The organism is Streptomyces sp. Z423-1 (genome assembly GCF_013009255.1).
GTDB classification, from domain to species: Bacteria; Actinomycetota; Actinomycetes; order Streptomycetales; family Streptomycetaceae; genus Streptomyces; species Streptomyces gossypiisoli.
Genome location: NZ_CP053109.1, coordinates 685,349 through 710,824, shown reverse-complemented (window position 1 = coordinate 710,824; position 25,476 = coordinate 685,349). Strand labels below are relative to the sequence as shown.

Annotated in this window: 21 protein-coding genes and 2 pseudogenes; 16 read left to right on the top strand and 7 right to left on the bottom strand. The window is 72.1% G+C overall.

All coding sequences use genetic code 11. The annotated features are described in order from the left end of the window. The first annotated feature begins 44 nt into the window (after positions 1 to 44). Positions 45 to 1,292, top strand: a complete 1,248-nt coding sequence (locus HJD23_RS03320) for a transglycosylase family protein (RefSeq protein WP_171107852.1) — start codon at positions 45 to 47, stop codon at positions 1,290 to 1,292. Here the strand turns inward: HJD23_RS03320 and HJD23_RS03315 are convergent. Next, on the bottom strand, positions 1,282 to 2,379 hold the full coding sequence (locus tag HJD23_RS03315; protein WP_171107850.1) for a DMT family transporter: 1,098 nt from the start codon (positions 2,377 to 2,379) through the stop codon (positions 1,282 to 1,284). The two genes, HJD23_RS03320 and HJD23_RS03315, sit on opposite strands and share 11 nt — an antisense overlap. A 281-nt stretch (positions 2,380 to 2,660) precedes the next feature. On the opposite strand from HJD23_RS03315, the pseudogene HJD23_RS03310 reads away from it, so the two are divergent. The 5 genes and pseudogenes from HJD23_RS03310 to HJD23_RS03290 form a co-directional block, all read left to right on the top strand. Continuing rightward, positions 2,661 to 2,756: pseudogene (locus HJD23_RS03310) on the top strand ((2Fe-2S)-binding protein); the annotation flags it as partial. 84 nt (positions 2,757 to 2,840) lie between these two features. Continuing rightward, positions 2,841 to 4,019: a glycogen synthase gene (gene glgA, locus HJD23_RS03305; RefSeq protein ID WP_171107848.1), complete on the top strand. Its 1,179-nt coding sequence runs from the start codon at positions 2,841 to 2,843 to the stop codon at positions 4,017 to 4,019. A 51-nt stretch (positions 4,020 to 4,070) separates the two neighbouring features. Further along, positions 4,071 to 5,291, top strand: coding sequence for a glucose-1-phosphate adenylyltransferase (glgC, locus tag HJD23_RS03300; protein WP_171107847.1), 1,221 nt, complete (start codon positions 4,071 to 4,073; stop codon positions 5,289 to 5,291). Between the two features lie 370 nt (positions 5,292 to 5,661). Continuing rightward, entirely contained in the window at positions 5,662 to 7,002 is a 1,341-nt protein-coding gene (locus tag HJD23_RS03295) for a wax ester/triacylglycerol synthase family O-acyltransferase (RefSeq protein ID WP_171107845.1), read from the top strand. Between the two features lie 107 nt (positions 7,003 to 7,109). Continuing rightward, complete coding sequence (locus HJD23_RS03290; protein ID WP_171107842.1) at positions 7,110 to 8,585, top strand: SDR family NAD(P)-dependent oxidoreductase; 1,476 nt, start codon at positions 7,110 to 7,112, stop codon at positions 8,583 to 8,585. Positions 8,586 to 8,592: 7 nt separating this feature from the next. Here the strand turns inward: HJD23_RS03290 and HJD23_RS03285 are convergent, their stop codons facing one another. The 3 genes and pseudogenes from HJD23_RS03285 to HJD23_RS44920 form a co-directional block, all read right to left on the bottom strand. After that, positions 8,593 to 8,766: a hypothetical protein gene (locus HJD23_RS03285; protein WP_171107840.1), complete on the bottom strand. Its 174-nt coding sequence runs from the start codon at positions 8,764 to 8,766 to the stop codon at positions 8,593 to 8,595. Positions 8,767 to 9,010: 244 nt separating this feature from the next. Then, positions 9,011 to 9,190 (bottom strand): hypothetical protein, encoded by a 180-nt coding sequence (locus tag HJD23_RS44925; protein ID WP_332112225.1) that lies wholly within the window; start codon positions 9,188 to 9,190, stop codon positions 9,011 to 9,013. A gap of 73 nt (positions 9,191 to 9,263) precedes the next feature. Beyond that, positions 9,264 to 9,490: pseudogene (locus HJD23_RS44920) on the bottom strand (HD domain-containing protein); the annotation flags it as partial. Between the two features lie 411 nt (positions 9,491 to 9,901). On the opposite strand from HJD23_RS44920, the gene HJD23_RS03275 reads away from it, so the two are divergent. After that, positions 9,902 to 10,075, top strand: coding sequence for a hypothetical protein (locus HJD23_RS03275; protein ID WP_107082809.1), 174 nt, complete (start codon positions 9,902 to 9,904; stop codon positions 10,073 to 10,075). Between the two features lie 54 nt (positions 10,076 to 10,129). Further along, entirely contained in the window at positions 10,130 to 10,612 is a 483-nt protein-coding gene (locus HJD23_RS03270) for a GNAT family N-acetyltransferase (RefSeq protein ID WP_171107838.1), read from the top strand. Here the strand turns inward: HJD23_RS03270 and HJD23_RS03265 are convergent. Beyond that, positions 10,609 to 11,958 (bottom strand): amidase family protein, encoded by a 1,350-nt coding sequence (locus tag HJD23_RS03265; protein ID WP_171107836.1) that lies wholly within the window; start codon positions 11,956 to 11,958, stop codon positions 10,609 to 10,611. The two genes, HJD23_RS03270 and HJD23_RS03265, sit on opposite strands and share 4 nt — an antisense overlap. A gap of 160 nt (positions 11,959 to 12,118) precedes the next feature. Here HJD23_RS03265 and HJD23_RS03260 point away from each other — a divergent pair, with 160 nt between their 5' ends. Continuing rightward, positions 12,119 to 15,139 carry a glycoside hydrolase family 38 C-terminal domain-containing protein gene (locus HJD23_RS03260; RefSeq protein ID WP_171107834.1) on the top strand — a complete coding sequence of 1,007 codons (3,021 nt, stop codon included), beginning with the start codon at positions 12,119 to 12,121 and terminating at the stop codon, positions 15,137 to 15,139. A 138-nt stretch (positions 15,140 to 15,277) separates the two neighbouring features. Here the strand turns inward: HJD23_RS03260 and HJD23_RS03255 are convergent, their stop codons facing one another. Beyond that, complete coding sequence (locus tag HJD23_RS03255; RefSeq protein ID WP_171107832.1) at positions 15,278 to 15,991, bottom strand: FadR/GntR family transcriptional regulator; 714 nt, start codon at positions 15,989 to 15,991, stop codon at positions 15,278 to 15,280. A gap of 344 nt (positions 15,992 to 16,335) precedes the next feature. Between HJD23_RS03255 and HJD23_RS03250 the strand changes: the two genes are divergently transcribed. The 5 genes from HJD23_RS03250 to HJD23_RS03230 are packed head-to-tail and all read left to right on the top strand — an operon-like array spanning position 16,336 to position 20,529. Further along, a complete protein-coding gene (locus HJD23_RS03250; RefSeq protein ID WP_171107829.1) occupies positions 16,336 to 17,682 on the top strand; it encodes an L-fuconate dehydratase in 1,347 nt (448 codons plus the stop codon). After that, positions 17,679 to 18,431 (top strand): SDR family oxidoreductase, encoded by a 753-nt coding sequence (locus tag HJD23_RS03245; protein ID WP_171107827.1) that lies wholly within the window; start codon positions 17,679 to 17,681, stop codon positions 18,429 to 18,431. The genes HJD23_RS03250 and HJD23_RS03245 overlap by 4 nt, the downstream gene beginning before the upstream one ends. Beyond that, complete coding sequence (locus HJD23_RS03240) at positions 18,428 to 19,378, top strand: aldo/keto reductase (RefSeq protein WP_171107824.1); 951 nt, start codon at positions 18,428 to 18,430, stop codon at positions 19,376 to 19,378. The genes HJD23_RS03245 and HJD23_RS03240 overlap by 4 nt, the downstream gene beginning before the upstream one ends. Positions 19,379 to 19,387: 9 nt before the next feature. After that, positions 19,388 to 19,702 carry an L-rhamnose mutarotase gene (locus HJD23_RS03235; protein ID WP_171107822.1) on the top strand — a complete coding sequence of 105 codons (315 nt, stop codon included), beginning with the start codon at positions 19,388 to 19,390 and terminating at the stop codon, positions 19,700 to 19,702. Then, on the top strand, positions 19,699 to 20,529 hold the full coding sequence (locus HJD23_RS03230; RefSeq protein ID WP_171107820.1) for an amidohydrolase family protein: 831 nt from the start codon (positions 19,699 to 19,701) through the stop codon (positions 20,527 to 20,529). Before HJD23_RS03235 ends, HJD23_RS03230 begins: the two co-directional genes overlap by 4 nt. On the opposite strand, the gene HJD23_RS03225 is transcribed toward HJD23_RS03230, so the two are convergent. After that, positions 20,517 to 21,938, bottom strand: coding sequence for a lipase maturation factor family protein (locus HJD23_RS03225; protein WP_171107817.1), 1,422 nt, complete (start codon positions 21,936 to 21,938; stop codon positions 20,517 to 20,519). The genes HJD23_RS03230 and HJD23_RS03225 overlap by 13 nt on opposite strands. Positions 21,939 to 22,094: 156 nt before the next feature. Between HJD23_RS03225 and HJD23_RS03220 the strand changes: the two genes are divergently transcribed. Both HJD23_RS03220 and HJD23_RS03215 read left to right on the top strand, forming a co-directional pair. After that, complete coding sequence (locus HJD23_RS03220; RefSeq protein ID WP_171107815.1) at positions 22,095 to 23,342, top strand: DUF6777 domain-containing protein; 1,248 nt, start codon at positions 22,095 to 22,097, stop codon at positions 23,340 to 23,342. A gap of 45 nt (positions 23,343 to 23,387) precedes the next feature. Continuing rightward, the gene (locus HJD23_RS03215; RefSeq protein WP_171107813.1) at positions 23,388 to 25,466 is read left to right on the top strand and encodes a SpoIIE family protein phosphatase; all 2,079 of its coding nucleotides are present in this window, start codon (positions 23,388 to 23,390) and stop codon (positions 25,464 to 25,466) included. Positions 25,467 to 25,476: the final 10 nt, after the last annotated feature.

Below are 25,476 nucleotides of genomic sequence, written 5' to 3'. Positions count from 1 at the left end.
CGCATACTTTTGGCCCTCCTGACGCTTGTCGAGGGGGCTCCGTCATGGCCGTACGCGGCCGGCACCGCCGGTATCAGCCGAACAGGATCAACCGCGCCTCGCTCACCGTCACGGCGGGCGGCGCCGGAATGGCCCTCCCGTTCGTCGGCACCGGTGCCGCGCACGCGGCCGACGCGGCCACCTGGGACAAGGTCGCCGCGTGCGAGTCGAGCAACGACTGGAACATCAACACCGGCAACGGGTACTACGGCGGGCTGCAGTTCAGCCAGTCCACCTGGGAGGCCTACGGCGGCACCGCGTACGCGGCCCGTGCGGATCTGGCCACCAAGGACCAGCAGATCGCCGTCGCGGAGAAGGTACTCGACGGGCAGGGACCCGGCGCCTGGCCGGTGTGCTCACAGCGCGCCGGGCTGACCCGGGGCGGTGAGAGCCCGGACATCAGACCCGCCGGCACCTCGACCCGGACCGCGAAGTCCACCGTGGCGGACGTCCAGCCGCAGACCACGCCCCAGTCGCGCGCCGGAACCGCCGAGATGTACACCGTCGTCCGCGGCGACACGCTCTCCACCATCGCCGACGAGCGTGACGTCGAGGGCGGCTGGCCACGCCTGTACGCCGCCAACCGCAGGACGATCGGGGCCGACCCCGATCTAATCCTGCCGGGCCAGCGGCTGAACCTGCGCGCCAAGGCCCCGGCCACCACGACCGACCCCGCCACCCCGAGCAAGTCGAGCAAGTCGAGGAAGTCGCCCCCGACCCAGCAGGCGCCCAAGTCCCCGCCGAAGAAGCAGCAGGCACCCAAGACGCCGCCCAAGAACCAGCAGGCGCCCAAGACCCCGCCGAAGAAGGCCGCTTCGGACCACGACACCGGCAGCGACCGGCGCGCTACCTCCCTCGTCGCCCCGGTCAGCGGCCCCATGGGCACCGCCTACCGCGCGACCGGCTCCAGCTGGTCCCAGGGCTACCACACCGGCGTCGACTTCCCCGCGGCCACCGGCACCTCAGTGAAGGCGGTCGGGCCGGGCCGGGTCGTCGACGCGGGGTGGGGCGGCTCCTTCGGTTACCAGGTCGTCATCCGGCACACCGACGGCCGCTACACCCAGTACGCGCACCTGTCGGCGATCTCCGTGAAGGCCGGGCAGTCGGTGGGCGCAGGCCAGCGCATCGGACGGGTCGGCTCCACCGGCAACAGCACGGGCCCGCATCTGCACTTCGAGGTGCGGACCGGGCCCGGTTTCGGCACGGACGTCGACCCGCTCGCCTATCTCCGGGCCGGTGGGGTCAGGATCTGACCCGGACGGGGCTGTGGTCCACGGCGGGGAAGGGTATGTACGGCGCGCCGTACAACGCGTAGTACGGCGGCGTCGCCTCCGTGGGAGCGGTGGGTGCGGCGTTGTCGCGCACCGCGTTGCCGTACCCGCCGTCGTCGTACCCGCTGTTGCCGTACCCGCCCTCCGTGAGCGGGCTCGGCAGGAAGACGCCGTCCCGCAGGGGGAGCGCCGTCGGCTTCTCGGTGGGGACGGGGCCGGGCTCGGGCAGCGGCGTCTCGTCGTGGGCGCGTTCGACGCGTTCCGCCGTCAGCAGGATCAGCCCGCCCGCCGCCACCACACCGCAGCTCAGCGCGAGCACGGTGCCCGTGGTGCCGTAGCGGAAGGTTTCGCCGAACATCGTGATGCCCACCGCGGCGGCCACGACGGGGTTCACGACCGTCAGCGTGGCCAGCGGGGCCGCGAGTCCGGCGCCCCGGTAGGCGGCCTGGGACAGCAGCAGACCGGCGATGGCGAACACGCCGATCGCGGCCAGGGAGGGCAGCAGCGCCGACGTCACTCCGCCGGTCCAGTCGACCGCGACGGTCTTCGTGAACACGGAGGACATACCGAACGCTATGCCGGACGCGGTGGCGAGCACCATCGCCCGGACCGTCGGACGGCGGTGCGCCGCACGGCCCACCAGCATCAGCGTGGCGACCACACCGGCCGTCACCAGGAACGCACCGGCCTGCTGAGTCCCGTCCAGCGACCGTGAGTCGGAGGAGCCGACCAGGGACAGCAGACCGGCGAGTCCGACGGTCGCCATGATGGCGCCCCGCCAGGCAGTCGACCCGGCGCGGCGGCCCACGAACAACGCCGCCATGGGCAGCGCGAACACGATGGTCAGCGCCCCCAGCGGCTGCACCACGCTCAGCGGGCCGTAGGCCAGGGCCGCCACGTGCAGCAGGCCACCGAGGCCGTTCAGCGCCACCGCGGCCCACCAGCTGAGTCGGCGCAGGGGCGCGTACTGCCCGTCCGACTCCGCCACGCGCTCCTGCACGATCGCCCCGCCCGCGTAGGCCACGGCGGAGACGACCGACAGCAGCACGGACAGCGCGAGGGCGCTCATGGCCTGCTCCTCTGCGGGCGGCGGGGGCCCTGGGCCCGGCGCGGCGAACGGTCGGCTCTCATAACCAACACGATGCCCTGTCGCGCTGTTCCCGTCGTCGTACCTGAGCACGCAATAGGTCCTACTGCCGATGGAGTACGACCGGACCGCAGTCATCCCCAGGGTGGGCTACCGGGGAGGCACACCCGCAGGCCCAGGGCCGAAGGGGACTTGGTACTGCTGCTCCCCGTGGACCTCGACCCGGACCGGTGGGCGCGGGCGAACGGCCGCAGGGACACCGCACGGCCTTCCGGCGCCGCAGCTGCTGCCTGTACGACCGCGTGCCCGGCGGAGGCGTCTGCGGCGACCGTTGTTTCATCCGGCCGCCCGCGCCTTGACCAAGCGGCCATCCCATGGTCTTCCGCCCGCGCCGCTTCTGGGTGACCATGAAGGGACCAGCCGCTTCAGACAGGGGGTTCCGGGTGCGAGTGGGACTGCTGACCCGGGAGTACCCGCCGGACGTGTACGGCGGCGCGGGCGTCCATGTCGAGTTCCTCGCCCGGGAGTTGCGCCCCCTGGTCGACCTCGACGTGCACTGCTGGGGCGAGGGCCGCAGCGAGGGCGTGGTCCGCCATCGCCCCTGGCCCACCCTCGACGGCGCCAACGACGCCCTGCGCACCTTCTCCGTGGACCTCTCCGTCGCCGCCGCCCTTCAGGACCGCGAACTCGTCCACTCCCACACCTGGTACGCCAATCTCGCCGGCCACCTCGCCAAGCTCCTGTACGGCATCCCGCACGTGCTGACCGCCCACTCCCTGGAGCCGCTGCGCCCCTGGAAGGCCGAGCAACTCGGCGGCGGATACGCCCTGTCGGGCTGGGCCGAGCGGACCGCGATCGAGGCCGCCGACGCGGTGATCGCCGTGTCGGGAGCGATGCGCGAGGACATCCTCGCCTGCTATCCGGCGCTGGACCCGGCCCGCGTCCACGTCGTGCACAACGGCATCGACACCGATCTCTACCGGCCCGACCCCGGCACCGACGTCCTGCACCGCCTCGGCGTCGACCCGGACCGCCCGTACGTGCTGTTCGTCGGCCGCATCACCCGGCAGAAGGGCGTCCCCCAACTGCTGCGCGCGGTGCGCGACATCGATCCGGCGGCGCAGGTCGTGCTGTGCGCGGGCGCGCCCGACACGCCCGAGATCGACCGGGAGTTCCGCGACCTGTACGAGGAGTTGGGCCGGGTCCGCGACGGCGTGCACTGGATCCGCCGGATGCTGCCCCGCCCCGATGTGATCCAACTCCTCACGCACGCGGCGGTGTTCGTCTGCCCCTCGGTGTACGAGCCCCTGGGCATCGTCAATCTGGAGGCGATGGCCTGCGGGACTGCCGTCGTGGCCTCCCAGGTCGGCGGCATCCCGGAGGTCGTCGCCGACGGCAAGACGGGCCTGCTGGTGCCCATGGACGACGACTTCGTCAGCGGCCTCGCCGGCGCCCTGGACGCGGTGCTCGCCGACCCGGAGGGTGCCCGGCGGATGGGTGAGGCGGGGCGGGAGCGGGCGGTGGGGGAGTTCGGCTGGGACATGGTCGCCCGCCGTACGGCCCGGCTTTACGAGGAGATCCTCGGGCGGACGAACGACCGGGGGATCCTCGAACAGGCTTAGTCCGCCCTGCTCAAGGGCAGGCATGGGTCAACCACGGTGAGGGGAGCGGCCATGCGGCGTGGTGGTCCTTCGGTGCTCGGAATCGTACTGGCGGGCGGAGAGGGCAAGCGCCTGATGCCCCTGACCGCGGACCGGGCGAAACCCGCGGTGACCTTCGGCGGCACGTACCGCCTCGTCGACTTCGTCCTGTCCAACCTCGTCAATGGCGACATCCTGCGCATCTGCGTGCTGACGCAGTACAAGTCGCACTCGCTGGACCGGCACATCACCACCACGTGGCGGATGTCCAGCCTGCTCGGCAACTACGTCACCCCGGTCCCGGCCCAGCAGCGGCTCGGCCCGCGCTGGTACCTGGGCAGCGCGGACGCCATCCTGCAGTCCCTGAACCTGATCTACGACGAACGGCCCGAGTACGTCGCGGTGTTCGGCGCCGACCACGTCTACCGTATGGACCCGCGCCAGATGCTCGCCCAGCACATCGAGTCCGGCGCGGGCGTGACCGTGGCGGGCATCCGCGTCCCGCGGTCGGAGTCGCCCTCCTTCGGGGTGATCACGCCGGGCTCGGACGGCAGCACCGTCGAGCGGTTCCTGGAGAAGCCCGCGGACCCGCCGGGCCTGCCCGACGACCCCGGCAGCGTGCTCGCCTCGATGGGCAACTACATCTTCACCACCAAGGCCCTCATCGAGGCCCTGCAGCGGGACGCCGAGGACGAGAACTCCGTGCACGACATGGGCGGTTCGATCCTGCCCCAGCTCACCGCGCGCGGCGAGGCACACCTGTACGACTTCAGTGACAACCACGTGCCCGGCGAGACCAGCCGCGACCGGGGCTACTGGCGGGACGTCGGCACGCTCGACGCGTACTACGACGCCCATATGGACCTCATCGCCGAGCGCCCCGCCTTCAACCTCTACAACCGCAGCTGGCCCATCTACACCCACTCCAACCAGCTCTCACCGGCCCGCTTCAACGCGGGCGGTATCGCCGGCGAGTCCATCATCAGCGCCGGCTGCCTGATCCGGGGCCAGGTCACCCGGTCCGTGCTCTCGCCGGGTGTGGTGGTCGACCCGGGAGCGGTCGTCCAGGGCTCGGTGCTGCACGACAACGTGCACATAGGGCGGGGCGCGGTGGTGCGGGGCGCCGTCCTGGACAAGAACGTCGAGGTGCCCCCGGGCGCGACGATCGGCGTCAACCCGGAACGGGACGCGGAGCTGTACACGGTGTCCAAGGGCGGGGTCATCGCGCTGGGGAAGGGCCAGCGGGTGTCCTGAGGGCACGGGGTCGCTTACTCGTTCGACCCATGTTCGGGTGCCTCCTGTTCGGGTGCCTCCGCACGGCGTCCGGAGGTTTCCGTGTCGTGCCCGCACGTTTCCGCGTGGCGTGCGGATGGGTTCGCGTGGCGCCCGGCGTGGCTTCGTGTGGCGCCGGGCGTGGCTTCGTGTGACGCTCCTTACGTCTCCGTGTCACCCCTGCCCCTCCTCCGCGACCACTTATGTCACATGAGTCCCAGTGAGTCCCACCGCTTTCGCACGCGTCCGGACTTAATCTGCTGTTAACTGTGCGTAGCCTGATCGTACTTGACCGTAATCGCGTGTGGGCGATTGACTGCTGGCCCACCCGTCGTCGACGCGAGGCAAGCCATTGACTTCTGACGACCTGCTCGCTCCCCTCGACCTGGCGTTCTGGAACATCGAGTCCGACCGGCACCCCATGCATCTGGGGGCGCTCGGCGTGTTCACGTCCCACTCGCCCGCCGCGGGCGCCCACGCCGCCGACCTGCTCGCCGCGCGTGCCGCCGCCGTGCCCGGGCTCCGGATGCGGATCCGGAACGTATGGCGGCCCCCGGATCTGCGGCAGCCGCTGGCCTTCGGCGGCGCGGCCCGTGAGCCCGCGCCGGACTTCGACTCGCTCGACCACGTCCGGCTGCACGCCCCGACGGCCGATTTCCAGGCGGTCGCGGGCCGCCTGATGGAGCGTCCGCTGGAGCGCGGCCGGCCGCCGTGGGAGGCCCATGTGCTGCCCGGCGAGGACGGCGTGTCGTTCGCCGTGCTCTTCAAGTTCCACCATGCCCTCGCCGACGGCCTGCGCGCCCTGACCCTGGCGGCGGCGGTCCTGGACCCCACGGACCTGCCCGCGTCCCGCCCCCGCCCGGTGGAGCCGCCCCGCCGCCCGCTGCCCGACGTGCGCAAACTGCCCGGCCTGATGCGCGGCGCCCTGTCCGACATGGGCCGCGCCCTCGACATCGGCGCCTCCGTCGCCCTGTCCACCCTGGGGGTGCGTTCCTCACCGGCGCTGACCTCCCAGCCCTCCGGCACCCGCCGTACCGCCGGAGTGGTCCTCGACCTCGACGACGTACACCGCATCCGCAAGGCCGTCGGCGGCACCGTGAACGACGTTCTGATCGCCGTCGTCGCCGGCGCCCTGCGCGGCTGGCTCGACGAACGCGGCGACGGCAGCGACGGCGTCGCGCCCCGCGCCCTGATCCCGGTCTCCAAGCGCCGCCCGCGCACCGCGCACCCACAGGGCAACCGGCTGTCGGGTTATCTGATACGGCTTCCGGTCGACGACCCCGACCCGCTCGCCCGCCTCGCCGCGGTCCGCACGGCGATGGACCGCAACAAGGACGCCGGCCCCAACCGGGGCGCGGGTGCCGTCGCGCTGCTCGCCGACCATGTCCCGGCGCTCGGCCACCGGATCGGCGGTCCGCTGGTCAGCCAGGCCGCGCGGCTGTGGTTCGACATCCTGGTCACCAGCGTGCCGCTGCCCGGCCTCGGTCTGAAGCTGGGCGGCAACCAGCTCACGGAGGTGTTCCCCTTCGCCCCGCTGGCCGCCGGCCAGTCCCTCGCCGTCGCCGTGTCGACGTACCGGGGGCGGGTCCACTACGGGCTCGTCGCCGACGCGGCGGCCGTACCGGACCTGGACCGGTTCGCCCAGGCGGTGGCCGACGAGCTGGAGACGCTGATCAAGGCATGTGCGCCCTGATCATGGCGGGTTTGGTGGTGCGGCCCGGCGCTCCGTAAAATCTGCCGTTCGAATGCGGACGCGACCTTCAGCGCCGCGAGGCAGAGATACAGGGAACGGCAGCGGCGATGACGGTGACAGAGGACGGCTCGGCGACCACGGACGAGGTGGTGTACGGGCCCGGCATCGACCCGGAGCGGCTCGCCGTCTGCCTGAGCGTGCTGGAGGAGCTCGACAAGCTGGACGTCGACCACCCCGACGCGATCCTGGTGCGCCGGGCCACCTCGCACATCTACCGCACCGTCAAGCAACGCCGCCGCCAGGAGCGCCGGGCCGCCAAGACCGCGCACGACAAGGCGGTCACGGAGGCCACGGCGACCGGGTCCGCCGAGCGCATCGACGACGAGACGGAGGGCATCCTGCCCTCGTCGCGGACCGCCGAGGGCCAGATCGCGGGGATACTCCAGCGGCCCCGCTCCTGCTACATCTGCAAGCAGCGGTACGTCGAGGTCGACTACTTCTACCACCAGCTCTGCCAGCGGTGCGCCGCCGAGAACCGCGCCAAGCGCGACGCCCGCGCCGACCTCACCGGCAAGCGCGCGCTGCTCACCGGCGGCCGCGCCAAGATCGGCATGTACATCGCGCTGCGGCTGCTGCGCGACGGCGCGCACACCACGATCACCACGCGGTTCCCCAATGACGCCATCCGCCGCTTCAAGGCCCAGCCCGACAGCGCCGACTGGATCCACCGGCTGAAGATCGTCGGCATCGACCTGCGCGACCCGGCCCAGGTGGTCGCGCTCGCCGACTCGGTGGCCGCCGAGGGCCCGCTGGACATCCTGATCAACAACGCCGCGCAGACGGTACGCCGCTCCCCGCAGGCCTACAGCGAGCTGGTCGCCGCCGAGGCCGCCCCGCTGCCCGCCGGTGAACTGCCCGCCGCCGAGGTGATCGGCACGTTCGGCTCCGGCGCGGTGGCCGCGCTGCCGGTGGCCGGGGGCGGCGCGCTGACCGCCCAGGACGTCACCGACCTGGCCCTGGTCTCCGGCTCGGCGTCCCTGGAGCGCATCGCGGCCGGTACGGCGATCGACGCGGGCGGCCTCGTCCCCGACCTGCACGACACCAACAGCTGGATCCAGACGGTCGAGGAGGTCACCCCGGTCGAGCTGCTGGAGGTGCAGCTCTGCAACTCGACGGCGCCGTTCATCCTGATCAGCCGCCTGCGCCCGGCGATGGCGGCCGCGCAGGCCCGCCGCACCTACGTCGTGAACGTCTCGGCGATGGAGGGTGTCTTCGCCCGCGGCTACAAGGGCGCCGGGCACCCGCACACGAACATGGCCAAGGCCGCGCTGAACATGCTCACCCGTACCAGCGCGCAGGAGATGTTCGAGAAGGACCGCATCCTGATGACGGCCGTCGACACCGGCTGGATCACGGACGAGCGCCCGCACCCGGACAAGGTCCGCCTCGCCGAGGCGGGCTTCCACGCCCCGCTCGACCTGGTCGACGGCGCGGCCCGCGTCTACGACCCGATCGTGCGCGGCGAGGCGGGCGAGGACCTGTACGGCGTCTTCCTGAAGGACTACGCGCCCGGCAAGTGGTGAGCCGCGCTCACCAGTTCTGGCGGGCGTTCGCGACGAGGTCCAGCCAGGCGATGCCCATGAGCAGCGCGGCCACGCCGAACAGCACAGCGCTCACGGCCAGGGCGAAGAACAGAACGGTGCGGGACAGGCCCCCGAGATCCGGGGTGCGCCGGGGGCGCGGGGGCGGCGTGGTGTCGCTCATGTGTGCCACCTTCTTCGGGGGCTCGGCACGGCAACCTGCCGAAGCGTCCCGACCCGACTGCCGAGGCACACCGACCGACAGGCACCACCTCCATGATCCCACCAGGCCACCGGCCGCGCCTGTCTGCCGGGCAGGGCGTCCGCGATGCGGCGCAGCGCTGTGGGCTGTCGGCCGCTTCGCCCCTGCCTCCGCCCCCGACGGCTCCGACCAGCCGAAGGCTCCGGTCCGCCCTCGGCCCCCCTGATCAGTCGACGGCGCCGAGTCGTGAGGTTCGGGTCGCGACCAGTTCCAGGACCGTGCGCCAGTCCTGCAGTACCCCGGCGTCGAGTCCGACGACCCTGCCCGCGTCGGCGGCCTGGCACAGGATCACGGCGTCCTCGGCGAGCGGGTCCCGTGCGAACGCGGCCGCCTCGGCCGGGCTCATCGGAGCGCCCTTGGCGGGTCAGGGTCAGGCCGTGCCCCGGAGAGACGGCGGCCAGATACCGCTGGGCCGGCGCATGCAGTCGTACGAGACGGGCGACCCGTTCGCCGAGCAGGGACCGGACCGCGTCCGCCGCGAGGTCCGCGTGCCGCGCGTCGTCGCCGGGCCGCAGCAGATGTCCGACGTCGTGCACCAGGCCCGCGACCTGGAGTTCCTCGTCGGCGGGGCGACTTCGGCGCAGCAGCGTAGTCGAGAGTGGGGGAGGTCCGGGGTGTCCCAGGCGCCACGGAAGGCGTACAGCAGATCGGCCAACGGGACTTGAACTGCGCGACGCCACGACAGCCGGCGGTCGCGGGCGTGTTCGCCCGGGTAGGCCGGTCGGGTGAGTCACTATGCGTCCATTTCGTTACAAATAGCCGCAAATTTCGCCTGATCGAGCACGGGGCGACTCGTGATCGTTACCCATAGTTTTCAGCCCCATCGAGCGGACCCCCGCTCATTTGGTTAATCTGGTCGAGACGGACAGCAGTAACGGGTCCCTACCCACACCCACCGTCCGTCCCGGGACAAGCTGGTGCACAGCGGCCTGCTCTCATGCGAGTTACCGACGCCACCGCGTCCAACAGCAACATGTCAGACCCGAACGGGCGCCGGGGAGCGGACCGCAGGCCGCCGGCGCGCCCCGAGGGTGACCCGACACATAAGGAGTGCGCGGTGACACCGGAGAAGACGAATCGCGAACAGCGCCCCAAGGAACGCACGGAGCGCGCGGGCCGCCGGCCCGGCGAGATCGGCAGCCTCGACGTGTGGGCCCGGTCCGCCCCGATCCGCCTGGCGGGCTACGAGGACGACCTTGCCGAGCCGCACATCCTGCCCAGCGTGGACTGACCGGCAGGAGCCCTTCGCGATCGCCGACCGCATGGGCGTGCGACACTCACGCCCATGCTGATCAGGGAAGCAACGGCCGACGACTGGCCGCACATCTGGCCGTTCTGGCACCGCATCGTCGCCGCCGCCGAGACCTACACGTGGGATCCGGACACCACCGAGGACGCGGCCCGCGACCTGTGGATGAGCCCGGCCAAGCGCGTGTACGTCGCTCAGGACGACGACGGAGCCGTCATCGGCTCCGCCTACCTCACCCCCAACTACGGCGGCCCCGCCGCCCGGATCGCCAACGCCGGTTTCATGGTCGACCCCGAGCAGGCCGGCCGCGGGATCGGCCGGGCCCTCGCCGAGCACATGCTGACCGAGGCCAAGGCGCACGGCTACCGGGCCATGGTGTTCAACGCGGTCGTCGAGACCAACCCGGCCGTACAGCTGTGGACCGCCCTCGGTTTCACGATCCTGGGCACGGTCCCGGACGCCTTCGACCACCCCCAGCACGGCAGAGTGGGCCTGCACATCATGCACAAGACCCTTTAGGGCCTATCCAGCGGCGCCGTCCGCCGCCACGGGCGCGCGGCCTCCAACTGGCCCGCCAGCTCCAGCAGTTCCGCCTCCGACCCGGGCCGCCCCACCAGCTGTACGGCGCAGGGGGCGCCCGAGGGCAGGGTGCCGAACGGCACGGCCATCGCGGGCCAGCCGGTGAGGTTCCACGGGGGAGTCATCGGGGAGTAGTTGGTGTTGGCGGCCACGTTGCGCAGCCAGCCCCGCTCGTGCCAGGGCCCGGCCTTGGGCGAACGGCGCGCCAGCGCGGGCGTGAGCAGTACGTCGTACTCGGCGAAGAACGGTTCGAGGCGCCGCCGCAGTTCCTCCCGGCCGGTGCCGGCGCGCACGGTCCGCACGAACCGCCGCCCGACGGCCGCGTGCACGCGCGTGCGCCGCGCCAGCAGCCGCACGTCGAGCCCCTGGGCGTCGACGCACGTACCCGCCGTCCAGTGGGCCAGGGACGTGAAGCTCAGCGTCACCGGATACGGCGGGTCGGCGCGCCGCACCTGGTGACCGGCCTTGATGAGCAGCCCCGCGGCCTCCCGCGCGGCGGCCGTATACGGCTTCCCCAGGGTGACGCCGGCGATGGGGCTGCGCAGGGAGACGGCGACCCTGCGGGTGGCGGGCGCGTCCTGCCGTACGACCTCGCCGTCGGCCAGGACGGACAGCAGCAGCCGGGCGTCCTCGACGGTCGTCGCCAGCGGACCGTTCTCCGACATGCCGAACCAGTCGCCGTCGCCGATGCCGGCCGGGACCACCCCGCGGCCTGGCTTGATGGTGACGACACCGCAGTTGGCCGCCGGTATGCGCAGCGAGCCCATCCCGTCGTTGCCGAGGGCGATCGGCACCATGCCCGCCGCCACGGCGGCCGCGCTGCCACCGGACGAACCGCCCGCCGTACGCGTCGTGTCCCACGGGTTGCGGGCGGTGCCGTGCACCCCCTCGGTCGTACCGAACACGCACAACTCCGGCACATTGGTCAGCCCCACCACGACCGCACCGGCGGCGCGCAGCCGGGCGACGGTGACATGGTCCTGCTCGGCGGGCACGTCCGGCGTCGCGGCCGAGCCGATCCGCATGCTCTCGCCCCGCACGGCCAGATTGTCCTTGACGGCCACGGGCACGCCCGCCAGTGGCAGTTCGGCCAGGTCGGCCCGCGCCCCCACCTCGTCGGCCTCGGCGAGTGCCCGCTCGGCCCGGACGACACGGAACGCCCCGATCCGTCCGTCCAGCCGCTCGATCCGCGCCAGATGCCCGGCCACCACCTCCCGCGGCGTGACCCGCTTCTCCTGCACGGCGGCGGCGATCTCGACGGCGGTCCGTCCGACCCAGTTGGTCACGGGCGCTCCTCGGCATGGGGGCTACTGGTGAGTACGTGGGGAGAACTCTGCCCGGACGACAGGCGCCGCGTCGAGAGGTCGGCGCGGGGACGGTTCGAACCGCGCGCCGCAGGAAAGCTGTACCTCTCGTCGGATCCCGACGACCCACGGAGCCCCCCGCATGCATGACGACCGCAGCCTCGCCGAAGCCCGCCTCGGGCGCGTCCTCGAAGAACGCGTCCGACCCGCCGTGTACCCCGAGTCCGTGCCGCTGGACGTGGCGGTGTGGCACGCCCCCGGCGAGCCTGTGCCGGTCGCCGAGGGGCTCGCGGCCGAGGCCGAGCCCGTCGACGTGGGCGCCAGGTGGGGTGCGCCCTGGGGCACGAGCTGGTTCCGTGTCACCGGCACCGTGCCCGAGGCGTGGGCCGGGAAGACCGTCGAGGCGCTGCTCGATCTCGGGTTCGACGAGAACATGCCCGGCTTCCAGTGCGAGGGCCTGGTCTACCGGCCCGACGGCACGCCCGTGAAGGGCCTGAACCCGCGCAACCAGTGGGTGCGCATCGGCGCGCCCGTCGAGGGCGGGGAGGAGGTGCGGCTGCACATCGAGGCCGCGTCCAATCCGGTCATCCTCGGCCACCATCCCTTCCGGCCGACCGAGCTGGGCGACAAGGAGACCGCGGGCAGCCAGCCGCAGTACACCCTCACCCGCATGGACCTGGCCGTCTTCGACGAGACGGTGTGGCAGCTGGTGACCGACCTGGAGGTGCTCGGTGAGCTGATGGCCGAGCTGCCCGTCGACAGCGCCCGCCGCTGGGAGATCCTGCGGGCGGTGGAGCGGGCGCTGGACGCGATCGACCTCCAGGACGTCAACGGGACGGCCGCGCTCGCGCGTTCCTGCCTCTCCGATGTCCTGTCCAGCCCCGCCTCACCCTCCGCCCACCGCATCAGCGCCGTCGGCCACGCCCACATCGACTCGGCGTGGCTGTGGCCGCTGCGCGAGACCGTGCGCAAGGTGGCCCGCACCGCCGCCAACATGACCGCCCTGCTCGACGACGAGCCGGACTTCGTGTTCGCCATGTCGCAGGCGCAGCAGTGGGCGTGGGTCAAGGAGCACCGGCCCGAGGTGTGGGCGCGAGTGAAGAAGGCGGTGGCGGACGGGCGGTTCGTGCCCGGCGGCGGGATGTGGGTGGAGTCGGACACCAACATGCCCGGCTCCGAGGCGATGGCCCGGCAGTTCGTGCACGGCAAGCGGTTCTTCCTCGACGAGTTCGGCATCGAGAACGAGGAGGCCTGGCTGCCCGACACCTTCGGCTTCGCCGCCGGGCTGCCGCAGATCATCAAGGCCGCGGGCTCGAAGTACCTGCTGACGCAGAAGATCTCCTGGTCCCGTACGAACAAGTTCCCGCACCACACCTTCACCTGGGAAGGCATCGACGGCACCCGGATCTTCACCCACTTCCCGCCCGTGGACACCTACAACTGCTCCATGAGGGGCGCCGAACTCGCCCACGCCGCCCGCAACTTCAGGGACAAGGGCCACGCCCGCCACTCCCTCGCCCCCTCCGGCTGGGGCGACGGTGGCGGCGGCACCACCCGCGAGATGGTCGCCCGGGCGGCGCGCCTGCGCGACCTCGAAGGCTCCCCGACCGTCACCTGGGAGACCCCGGCGGCCTTCTTCGCCAAGGCCGAGGCCGAGTACCCCCATCCGCCCGTGTGGGTCGGCGAGCTCTACCTCGAACTCCACCGCGCCACCCTCACCAGCCAGGCGAAGACCAAGCAGGGCAACCGGCGCAGCGAACACCTCCTGCGTGAGGCGGAGTTGTGGGCCGCCACGGCCGCCGTGCGCGCCGGATTCCCTTATCCGTACGAGGAACTCGACCGCATCTGGAAGACGGTGCTGCTGCTCCAGTTCCACGACATCCTGCCCGGCTCGTCCATCGCCTGGGTGCACCGCGAGGCGCGCGCGACATACGAGCGGCTGGCGGGCGAGCTGAACGGGATCATCGACGCGGCCCGGCGCGCGCTGGCGGGGGAGGGGACGCGGGAGCTGGTCTTCAACGCCGCGCCGCACAGCAGGCGGGGCATCCCCGCGGGCGGTGCCGGTGCTCCGGTCGACGACGGGGCGGCGTCGGTGCGCCCTCGCGGGGAGGGCGGCTACGTCCTGGACAACGGCCTGCTGCGGGTCGCCATCGACGACCGGGGTCTCGTCGTCTCCGCGTACGACGTCGAGGCCGACCGCGAGACCATCGCCCCGGGCCGGGTCGCGGGTCTTCTCCAGCTCCACCCCGACTTCCCGAACATGTGGGACGCCTGGGACGTCGACGAGTTCTACCGCAACACCGTCACCGACCTGACCGGCCTCGACGAGATCACCGCGGGTGAGGACGGCGCGTCGGTGCGGATCGTGCGGTCCTTCGGTGCGTCGCGCGTCACCCAGGTGCTGTCGCTGCCGCCGGGGGAGCGGCGGCTGGTGCTGGACACGGAAGTCGACTGGCACGAGACGGAGAAGTTCCTCAAGCTCGCCTTCCCGCTCGACGTGCACGCCGAACGGTACGCCTCGGAGACGCAGTTCGGGCACTTCCACCGGCCCACGCACACCAACACCTCATGGGAGGCGGCCAAGTTCGAGGCCTGCAACCACCGCTTCGTGCACGTGGCGGAACCCGGCTGGGGCGCCGCCGTCGTCAACGACTCGACGTACGGCCACGACGTGACCCGCACCGTCCGCACCGACGGCGACGGCGGTACGACCACCACGGTCCGTGTCTCCCTCCTGCGCGCCCCGCGCTTCCCGGACCCCGAGACCGACCAGGGCGTCCACCGCTTCCGGCACGCCCTCCTGGTCGGCGCGAGCATCGGCGACGCGGTGCGGGAGGGCTGGCGGATCAACCTGCCCGAGCGCCTGATGACCGGCGCTCAGGACGTCGTACCGCTCGTCACGGTCGACCAGGACGCCGTCGTGATCACGGCCGTCAAGCTGGCCGACGACGGCAGCGGCGACGTGGTCGTCCGCTGCCACGAGGCCCACGGCGGGCGGGCCCGGGCCACGCTCACCGCGGCCTTCGAGGTCACCGGCGTCACGGTCACCGACCTGCTGGAACGCCCGCTGCCGGAGGCCGCCGCGCCGGTGGTCGACGGCGAGCGGATCACCGTACGCCTGCGTCCCTTCGAACTGGTGACGCTGCGGCTGCGGCGCGGCTAGCAGCGACCGGCGTGCGAAGGCCCGTCCGGAGAGGCGGGCCCTCGCCTCCACGGGTCAGGCGCAGAACGCACCCGGTGTGCTCCACGTTGCAGTGTCGCGGGCAGTGCTCTGCGCATGTTCCGCATGCGATGACACCCCTCAACCGCCGAGCTGCGCCCGCAGCCACTCCTCCACCTCGCCGACGTGTGCGGCCGCCGCCGCTCTCGCCGCCTCCGGGTCATGGGCGGCCAGGGCGCGGTGGATCGCGGCGTGTTCGCGGCGGGTGCGGGCGAAGGCGCCCTCCTCCTGGTAGCCGCGCCAGACGCGGGCGCGGAAGGTGCGGGAGGACAGGCCCTCCAGGATCGCGGCCATGGTCTCGTTGCCGGCGGCCAGCGCGATCTCACGGTGGAAGGCGAGGTCGTGCGCGAGGATCTCCTCCGGGTCGTCGGTGGCGTTCATCGCCGCCAGGTGCCTTTCGACCTCGGCGAGCTGTTCGGGGGTGATGCGGGCGGCGGCCAGGGCGGTCGCCGTCGACTCCAGGATGCGGCGGACCTCCAGCAGTTCGACCAGCCGCGGGCCCCGGGACAAGTCGGCGACGACCCCGAAGTTCTCCAACAGGTCACCGGCCTGGAGCTGGGTGACGTAGATGCCCGAGCCGTGCCTGGCCTCCAGGACGCCCATGACCGTGAGCGCGCGGATCGCCTCCCGCATCGAGCTGCGGGAGATGCCCAGTTGGGCCGCCAGCTCGCGCTCGGTGGGCAGGCGCGCGCCGGGTTCGAGGAGCCCCTCGGCGATCATCGCCTTGATCCGCTCGATGGCGCGCTGCGTCACCGTGCCCCGCTGCGGGGTCGGCTCTGTCTCCGTCTCGTTCACGCCACTTCTCCCGTCGCCGTGTGCCGCAGTGTAGTCAGTCAAGTGGTCGGACCACTACGACAGAAGAGGCGAGAGATTTGCTTCCTGAGGGTGTTATCGGCGTGAAGTGGTCTGATAAATATGCGGGCAACTGCTCGATCACGCTGAATGAGGAGCCGGCAGATGGCCGACGGGACACAGCGGAACGGACGGCGGTACGGGCGAACACTGACGCGAGGGTCGTACAACGCTCGATCTGTCCCTGGAGTCCGTCGTCGGCGCCTTCAACGGCGTCCTGGTGGTGAAGTTCCGGCTCAACGCCTTGTGACCGCCAAAGTTCCCTGCACCCGACCGAAAGGCCTGCTGTGTCCCCCTCTCCCGCCCGCATCACCGCCGTCGACACGTACGACATCCGCTTCCCCACCTCCCGCGAGCTCGACGGCTCCGACGCGATGAACCCGGACCCCGACTACTCGGCGGCCTACGTCGTGCTGCGCACCGACGCCGCCGACGGGCACGAGGGGCACGGCTTCACCTTCACCATCGGGCGGGGCAACGAAGTCCAGGTCGCCGCGATCGAGGCGCTGCGCGGGCATGTCCTCGGACGCCCGGTCGACGAGCTGTGCGCCGACCCGGGCAGTCTGAACCGCGACCTGATCGGCGACAGTCAGCTCCGCTGGCTCGGGCCCGAGAAGGGCGTGATGCACATGGCGATCGGCGCGGTCGTCAACGCCGTGTGGGACCTCGCCGCCAGACGTGCGGGCAAGCCGCTGTGGCAGCTGCTCGCGGGCGCCGAGCCCGAGTGGCTGGTGCGTCAGATCGACTTCCGGTACCTCACCGACGCCCTCACTCCCGAGGAGGCGCTGACCATCCTGCGCCGGGGCCGGGAGGGCGCCGAGGAGCGCACGGCCCGGCTGCTGGAGCGCGGCTACCCCGCCTACACCACCTCACCGGGCTGGCTCGGCTACGACGACGCCAAGCTCACCCGGCTCGCCGCGCAGGCGGTCGCCGACGGCTTCCGGCAGATCAAGCTCAAGGTCGGCGCCGACCTCGACGACGACATCCGCCGCTGCCGGGTCGCCCGCGCGGTCGTCGGACCGGATGTGCGCATGGCGATCGACGCGAACCAGCGCTGGGACGTCGACGAGGCGATCCGCTGGACGAAGGCCCTCACCGAGTTCGACCCCTACTGGATCGAGGAGCCCACCAGCCCCGACGACGTCCTCGGCCACGCCGCGATCCGCCGGGCCGTCGCCCCCGTCCGGGTCGCCACCGGCGAACACGCCCACAATCGGATCGTCTTCAAGCAGCTCCTCCAAGCCGGCGCCATCGACGTCCTCCAGCTCGACGCGGCCCGCGTCGGCGGCGTCAACGAGAACCTCGCCATCCTGCTGCTCGCCGCCAAGTTCGGCGTCCCGGTCTGCCCGCACGCCGGCGGCGTCGGCCTGTGCGAACTAGTCCAGCACCTGGCGATGTTCGACTGTCTCGCGGTCTCCGGCACCACCGACGACCGGGTCGTCGAGTACGTCGACCATCTCCACGACCACTTCCTGGACCCGGTCCGCATCCGGGACGGCCACTACCTCGCACCCACCGCGCCCGGCTTCTCGGCCGCCATGCGCCCCGAGTCCATCGCGCGCTACACCTTCCCCGACGGCACCTTCTGGGCCGCCGACCGCGACGACACGAACGAGAAGGGGCAAGCGGCATGACCGACTTCGAGGGCATCAGGGCCCTGGTGACCGGCGGCGCCTCCGGCATCGGCCGCGCCACCGCGGAACTCCTGGCCGAGCGGGGAGCCCGGGTCGCCGTCCTGGACCTGGCCAAGGCCGACGCACCCTTCCTTGCCTACGAGGCCGACGTCACCGACGACGCCTCCGTACGACAGGCGGTGACGGACGCGGTCGCGGAGCTCGGCGGACTCGACGTGCTGGTGAACAACGCCGGTATCGGCGCCCAGGGGACCGTCGAGGACAACGACGACGCCGAATGGCACCGGGTCCTGGACGTCAACGTCGTCGGCATGGTCCGCACGGCCCGCGCCTGTCTGCCGCACCTGCGCGAGTCGTCCCACGCGGCGATCGTGAACACCTGCTCCATCGCGGCCACCGCGGGCCTCCCGCAACGCGCCCTCTACAGCGCGACCAAGGGCGCCGTGTACTCCCTCACCCTCGCCATGGCCGCCGACCACGTCCGCGAGGGCATCCGCGTCAACTGCGTCAACCCGGGCACCGCGGACACCCCGTGGATCGGCCGCCTGCTCGACGCGGCCGACGACCCGGCCGCCGAACGTGCCGCGCTTCAGGCCCGCCAGCCCATCGGCCGACTCGTCACGGCGGCCGAAGTCGCGGGCGCGATCGCCTACTTGGCCAGCCCCCTCTCCGGCGCCACCACCGGCACCGCCCTCGCCGTCGACGGCGGCATGCAGGGCCTGCGCCTGCGCCCGGCGGCCCAGCGATGAGCGGCGCCGAGCTCGCCTTCGGCGCCGCCGGGATCGGCAACCTCTACACCGAGATCACCGACGAGCAGGCGTACGACGCCGTAGGCGCCGCCTGGCGACACGGCATCCGCCACTTCGACACCGCCCCGCACTACGGCCTCGGCCTGTCCGAACGCCGACTCGGCGCGGCCCTGCGCGAGCACCCCCGCTCGGCGTACACGATCTCCACCAAGGTCGGCCGCCGCCTGGAACCGTCCGACGGCACCGGCGACGACCTGGCCCACGGCTTCGCGGTCCCGGCCACCCACCACCGCGTCTGGGACTTCACCGCCGACGGAATACGCCGCACCCTGGACGCCTCCCTGCAACGCCTCGGCCTCGACCGCGTCGACACCGTCTACCTGCACGACCCCGACGACCACGCCGAACAGGCCTTCCGCGAGGGCTACCCGGCCCTGGAGAAGCTGCGCTCCGAGGGTGTCGTCGGCGCGATCGGCGCGGGCATGAACCAGACCGCGATGCTCACCCGCTTCGTCCGCGACACCGACGTCGACGTGGTGCTGTGCGCCGGCCGCTACACGCTCCTCGACCACAGCGCCCTCACCGACCTCCTGCCCGCCGCACAGGAACGCGGGACGGCGGTGGTGCTCGGGGGCGCCTTCAACTCCGGCCTGCTGGCGGACCCGAGGCCGGGAGCCACGTACGACTACACCGAGGCGCCAGGTGACCTGCTCGACCGCGCCCTGCGGCTGAAGGCGGTCGCCGAGCGCCACGGCACGACCCTGCGTGCCGCCGCCCTCGCCTTCTGTGCCGCGCACCCGGCGGTCGGGAGTGTCCTCGTGGGGGCCCGCTCGGCCGCCGAGGTGGACGACTGCGCCGAGCAGTTCAGCACGCCCGTGCCCGCGGCCCTCTGGCAGGAGCTGCGGGAGACGGGGCTGCTCCCCGCCGATGCCCCCGTACCCGCTTGAGGAGCCGTCATGAGAGTCGCCCTGCACACCAAGGTCCGCCCCGACCGCGTCGACGCGTACGAGGCCGCCCACCGCGAGGTGCCGAAGGAACTCACCGACGCCGTCCGTGCCGCCGGCGCGCACTCCTGGACGATCTGGCGCAGCCGCACCGACCTCTTCCACGTCCTGGAGTGCGAGGACTACGCCCGTCTCCTCGCGGAGCTGGAACAGCTGCCGGTGAACGTCGCGTGGCAGGCCCGCATGGCCGAGCTGCTGGACGTGGTCCACGACTACTCCCACGACGGCGCCGACGCGGGCCTGCCCGCCGTATGGGAGCTGCCATGACCGTGGACGCGCACCACCATGTGTGGGACCTGTCCGTACGCGACCAGGACTGGATCACCGGCGACGAACTCCTGCCGTTGCGGCGGAACTTCACCATCGCCGACCTCGCACCTGAGGCCCGCGCCGCCGGAGTCGACCGGACCGTCCTCGTCCAGACGGTGACGGCGGCGGAGGAAACCCCGGAGCTCCTCGCCCTGGCCGCCGCGCACGAGCTGATCGGCGCGGTCGTCGGCTGGACCGACCTCACCCGGCCGGACGTCGGCGACGAGCTGGCCCGCCTGCGCGAACTCCCCGGTGGCGGCTACCTGAGGAGCATCCGCCACCAGGTCCAGGGCGAGCCCGACCCGGAGTGGCTGCTGCGTCCCGACGTCCGCCGGGGACTCGCCGCGGTCGCCGACGCGGGCCTGGTCTACGACCTCGTCGTGCTGCCCCACCAGCTGCCCGCCTGCGCCAGAGCAGCCACCGGCCACCCGGACCTCACGTTTGTCCTGGACCACCTGGGCAAACCGCCCATCGCCTCCGGCGCCCCCGAACCCTGGGCGAGCGCCGTCCGCACCCTCGCGGCGCTGCCCAACACCGTCTGCAAGCTCTCCGGCATGGTCACCGAGGCCGACCCGAGGTCCTGGACGGTCGACGACCTGCGCCCGTACGCCGACACCGTCCTGACGGCCTTCGGCCCGGACCGGTTGATGTTCGGCTCGGACTGGCCGGTGTGCACCCTGGCGGCCACATACAGTGAAGTCCTCTCGACCGCACGGGAGTTGACGGACGCGGCGGACCGCTCCCGTATCTTCGAGGGCACCGCCACCCGCGTCTACGACCTCTGAGCAGGCTCCGCCAGCCGCGTCGGCGGCAGATACTCCCGCACATACGTCCGGTCCCAGCACGCGCCCGTCTCACGCAGCTCCCGCCAGGTCGTGTACCGGTAGCGGAAGAGGCGGGCGCGGATGAAGCGCGGCGGTTCGTCGGGTGGGAAGGGGGAGCGGCGCAGCAGCTTCAGGGTGGCGCGGTCGTTCTCCAGCAGACGTTCCACCAGGGCGCCGAACCACGAGCCCGCGTAGGCCGGGGACAGCGCCGCGAACCACATCAGCCAGTCCAGCCGCAGATGGTACGGCGCGAACTGGCGCGGCCAGTGCCGTGGATCACCGGGCTTGCCCTTGAACTCGTACTCCCGCCAGTCGGAGTCCTCGCGCGGTACGGCGTCGGCGGTGCCCTCGATGACCACCTCGTAGCGGACCCGGCTGACGCTGCCGAAGGCGCCGTAGGTGTTGACCAGGTGGAGCGGGTCGAAGGAGCGGTTCATGACCTGGGCGCGGGAGATCATGTTGACGACCGGGCGGTAGCTGAGGAACGCGATCAGCGCGGCCACGGCCAGCACCACGACCACGTACCAGAGCGGGGCGTCCGGGACGGACGGCGGGTCGGTGGGGAACTGGATCGCCGAGAGGCCCAGCACGATGGTGATCCAGTTCAGCCAGGAGAAGTTGCCGGACAGGACCAGCCACAGCTGGGTGACGATCATCAGCGCGGCGGCGGCCGTGGCGATCGGCTGCGGGGTGAAGAGGAGCACCGGCACGACGAGTTGCGTGAAGTGGTTGGCGGCCACCTCCACCCGGTGCAGCGGTCGGGGCAGATGGTGGAAGAACCAGCTCAGCGGGCCCGGCATCGGCTGCGTCTCGTGGTGGTAGTCCAGGCAGGTCAGCTTGCGCCAGCAGGCGTCGCCGCGCAGCTTGATCAGGCCCGCGCCGAACTCCACCCGGAACAGGATCCAGCGCAGCAGGAACAGCACCACGATCGGCGGCGCCACCTCGTCGTTGCCGAGGAAGACCGCCAGGAAGCCGACCTCCAACAGCAGCGACTCCCAGCCGAACGAGTACCAGGTCTGGCCGACGTTGACGATCGACAGATACAGCAGCCAGGGCAGTACCCACAGCAGCATCCCCGCCCACAGCGGGACCATCGCGTCCACGCCCGCCAGCAGTGCCGCCGACACCGCGGCGCCCGACCAGGCGCACACCGCGAAGAAGCGGTCCGAGTAGTGGAATTGGAAGAGGCTGGGTGCCCGCTTGAACGGCACGTACTCGGTGTAGCGCGGGGCCGGGAGCATGCCGCGGGCTCCGATCAGTGCCCGGAACTGCAGGGCAGCCGTCAGGAACGCGACCAGATAGACGGCCGCCAGGGCCCGCTGGAAGACCAGCCGGGTCAGCCAGTAGTCGGGTGCGGTGAACCACTCCACGGTCGTGCGCTCCTCTCCTTCATTCTGGCGCCGTCACCCCGACCTCCGACCGTGCTGTCACTTTCGGTAGCCGCGTTCTCCGTTTGCGTGACCCGAGAGAGTGAAGCAGACAATAGTGCCGAAATGCCCATGCCTGGGACGAGGCGGGAGGACGTGGTGCGCTTACCCACCGGAACCTTCGTCACGGCCTGCGCGCTCTCGGCGGCCCTGCTCGCCGCCGGCTGCGGCGCCGACGGTGACGAGGGCGCGAAGGCAAGCGGGGAGCTGCTGTTCCTCCAGCCGGTCGAGGACCAGGGCCCGGACCCCTTCACGGACTCCACGGCCACCTCCTCGGCTACCCCGACCCCTGTCACCCGAACGCCGCACTCGGCCCCGACGGCCCACTCGGACCCCGGCGTCACCGCCCCGGCGAGCCTCACCGGCATGCGCACCTACTCCGGCTGGACCCCCGGCCTCTACGGGGGCCGGGCCCGGTCCGGCAGCTGTGACGTCGACCGCCAGATCCGCCTGCTCACCGCCGACCCGGGCAGGGCCCAGGCCTTCGCCCGGGCCTCCGGTGTCTCCCGGGCGGCGATACCGGGCTTTCTGCGCGGGCTCACCTCCGCCGAACTGCGCGCCGACACCCGGGTCACCAACCACGGGTACCGCGATGGCCGCGCCACAGGCCACCAGGCCGTCCACCAGGCGGGCACCGCCGTCCTCGTGGACGACCGGGGCGTGCCCCGCGTCCGCTGCGCCTGCGGCAACCCACTCGGCGCGCCCGTCGCCATGCGGGGCACCCCGGGCAGCAGCGGGCGGGCGTGGCCCGGGTACCGGCCCGCCGACGTGATCGTGGTGACCCCGGCGCCCCAGGCGATCACCAACATCACCCTCATCAACGTCGTCAGCAACACCTGGATCGAGCGGCCGATCGGGCACGACGTCCGCCGCGACAAGGTCGTACCCAGGTCGCAGTCGCAGTCGCAGTCGCAGCCGCAGTCGCCGTCGCAGACGGACCGGCCGAGCCCGTCGCGCCCGCAGCCGCAGGTCACCGAGTCCGGCGGCCTTCCCAGCGACGGCGCATCCTCGGCGGAGGACGGCGAGGAGGCGGCTCCGGCGCTGGAGGAGCCCACGACTGCGACGGCCATGCCGGTGGTGGAGGAGCCCACGACCGCGACGGCCACGCCGGTGACGGAGAACGACGCCCCGCTCCTTACGCCGGAGGCGGGCAGTACGGCTCCCTCGCCGCCCGGCGAGCAGCCCCTGCGGGAACCCGTCGAGCCCCTGGCCTCCTCCGTCGAGATCGGCCCCGAGACCGTCCCGGAGACCCCCGACCTGCCCGACGGCGGTGGACTCATCCCGGACGTCCCGGACGTCCCGGACGCCCCCGAGACCGCCGACAAAGGAATTCAGCCACAGAACTGAGCTGATCCGGTCGAAGAATCGGTCGAATCCTGGCAAGGTGGGCCCATGGTTGATCGGGGAGCGAGCGCCCTGTCACTCCCGGACGACTGGCCCGCCCACCCGGACCCGATCCTGGCGCTCAACCAGATGGGCAGCTTCGACTGGGACCTGGACAGCGGTCTGCTCTACATGGACGCCCAGGCCCACGAGGTCTTCGACCTGCGCCCCGACGAATACGACGGCCGTCCGGAGTCCCTGAACGTGCGCGTCCCGCCGGCCGAGGCACGGCGCCTGGACAGCCTGGTGGCCCAGGCCATCAAGGACGGCAGCGAGAACTACGGGGCGTACTTCCGCGTCCGCCGCCGTGACGGCACCCTGTGCTGGACCCACACACAGGGCTACATCCGCCGCGACGACACGGGCCGGCCGCGCCGGATCATCGGCATCGTCCGGGACGCCACCCGCGAGCTCAACGAGTCGGCGGCGCGTCGCGACCAGACCGCCTGGAACCTGGCGGGCCGCCGGGACCAGACCAACGTCGTGCAGCTCATCACGGCCGCTCTCGCCAACGCCCGCACCGTCCAGGACGTCATCGACGTCCTCAAGGACACCCACGGTGTCACCCACCTGGGCGCGACCAGCCTGGTCATGGGCCTGGTCGAGGCCGGACGCATCCGGCTGGTCGCCGAGGGACCCGAGGGCAGCTTCGTCCCCGGCACCCTGATCACCCGCATAGACGAGCCGTACCCGATGAGCGAGGTCGTGCGCACGCTCAGCCCCCGGTTCATCGAGTCCCCGGAGGAGTTCGCCGAGGGCTACCCGATCCTGTGGCCGCACATCACCGACCTCGACATCACCTCGGCCGCCTATCTGCCGCTCATCGTCCAGGCCAACCCCATCGGCGCGATGGGCCTGCTCTACAACGACCGCCACGGCTTCACGACCGAGGAACGCGACATCCTGGTCGCCCTCGGCAGCAGCATCGCGCAGAGCCTGCAACGCGCGATGTTCTACGAGCAGGAGAAAGACCTCGCCAGCGGCCTCCAGCAGGCCATGCTGCCGCGCACCATCCCCAGCGTGCGGGGCGCCGACGTCGCCGTCCGCTACCGGTCCGCCTCCCTCGGCCGGGACATCGGCGGCGACTGGTACGACCTGATCCCGTTGCCGGGCGGCCGGGTCGGCGCGGTCATCGGCGACGTCCAGGGCCACGACACACACGCCGCCGCCGTGATGGGCCAGCTGCGCATCGTCCTGCGCGCGTACGCCGCCGAGGGCCACACGCCGGCCACCGTGATGGCGCGGGCCTCCGTCTTCCTGCACGAACTGGACACCGACCGCTTCGCGACCTGCCTGTACGCCGAGGCCGACCTCGCCACCGGAGTCGTCCAGGTCGTCCGGGCCGGCCATATCGACCCCCTGATCCGGGCCCCCGACGGCACCTGCCGCCGGGCCCCCGTCCAGGGCGGACTGCCGCTCGGCCTGTCCGCCGAGTTCGGGCGCCTGGCCTATCCCGTCGGCACCATCGAGCTCGACCCCGGGCACACGCTGATCCTGTGCACCGACGGCCTGGTCGAACAGCCCGGGGCCGACCTCGACGACGGCATGCAGGTCCTCACCGCGCTCGTCGCCTCCGGCCCGCAGGACGTGTGGAAACTCGCCGACCTGCTCATCGACGTGGCCGAGGAGCGCGGCGGCGACGACGATGTGGCGCTGCTCCTGCTGCGCCGCCGCGGCGCGGACGTCCCGCAGGGCGGCGGCCGCCTCCAGCAGCACGTCGCGCCCGGCGACCCGGAGGCCCTGCGCCAGGCCCGGCACATGATCCGCGCCGCCGTGCGCGCCTGGGGCGCCGCCGACCGCTCCGACGACGTCGAACTCGTCGCCGACGAACTGGTCACCAACGCCCTGATGCACACCGAGGGCGCCGCGATCGTCACCCTGCGGGTCCTGACCGACACCGACCGCCGACTGCGCGTCGAGGTCGAGGACTCCTCCAGCGCCCTGCCCCGCCGCCGCGACGCCGGCGACTCCGGCGTCTCCGGCCGCGGCCTGCTCCTCGTCGACATGCTCACGGACGTGTGGGGCGTGGAGGCGCGGGGCGGCGGCAAGTGCGTGTGGTGCGAGTTCGTGGTGCCGGGACGGAACTGACCCGGTGCCC

What these genes read in the sequence shown, in the direction of transcription:
- HJD23_RS03320 (WP_171107852.1), top strand. Translation starts at nt 45, where the DNA reads ATGGCCGTACGCGGCCGGCACCGCCGGTATCAGCCGAACAGGATCAAC.
- HJD23_RS03315 (WP_171107850.1), bottom strand. Translation starts at nt 2,379, where the DNA reads ATGAGCGCCCTCGCGCTGTCCGTGCTGCTGTCGGTCGTCTCCGCCGTG.
- glgC (WP_171107847.1), top strand. Translation starts at nt 4,071, where the DNA reads ATGCGGCGTGGTGGTCCTTCGGTGCTCGGAATCGTACTGGCGGGCGGA.
- HJD23_RS03290 (WP_171107842.1), top strand. Translation starts at nt 7,110, where the DNA reads ATGACGGTGACAGAGGACGGCTCGGCGACCACGGACGAGGTGGTGTAC.
- HJD23_RS03285 (WP_171107840.1), bottom strand. Translation starts at nt 8,766, where the DNA reads ATGAGCGACACCACGCCGCCCCCGCGCCCCCGGCGCACCCCGGATCTC.
- HJD23_RS44925 (WP_332112225.1), bottom strand. Translation starts at nt 9,190, where the DNA reads ATGAGCCCGGCCGAGGCGGCCGCGTTCGCACGGGACCCGCTCGCCGAG.
- HJD23_RS03270 (WP_171107838.1), top strand. Translation starts at nt 10,130, where the DNA reads ATGCTGATCAGGGAAGCAACGGCCGACGACTGGCCGCACATCTGGCCG.
- HJD23_RS03260 (WP_171107834.1), top strand. Translation starts at nt 12,119, where the DNA reads ATGCATGACGACCGCAGCCTCGCCGAAGCCCGCCTCGGGCGCGTCCTC.
- HJD23_RS03245 (WP_171107827.1), top strand. Translation starts at nt 17,679, where the DNA reads ATGACCGACTTCGAGGGCATCAGGGCCCTGGTGACCGGCGGCGCCTCC.
- HJD23_RS03240 (WP_171107824.1), top strand. Translation starts at nt 18,428, where the DNA reads ATGAGCGGCGCCGAGCTCGCCTTCGGCGCCGCCGGGATCGGCAACCTC.
- HJD23_RS03235 (WP_171107822.1), top strand. Translation starts at nt 19,388, where the DNA reads ATGAGAGTCGCCCTGCACACCAAGGTCCGCCCCGACCGCGTCGACGCG.
- HJD23_RS03230 (WP_171107820.1), top strand. Translation starts at nt 19,699, where the DNA reads ATGACCGTGGACGCGCACCACCATGTGTGGGACCTGTCCGTACGCGAC.
- HJD23_RS03215 (WP_171107813.1), top strand. Translation starts at nt 23,388, where the DNA reads ATGGTTGATCGGGGAGCGAGCGCCCTGTCACTCCCGGACGACTGGCCC.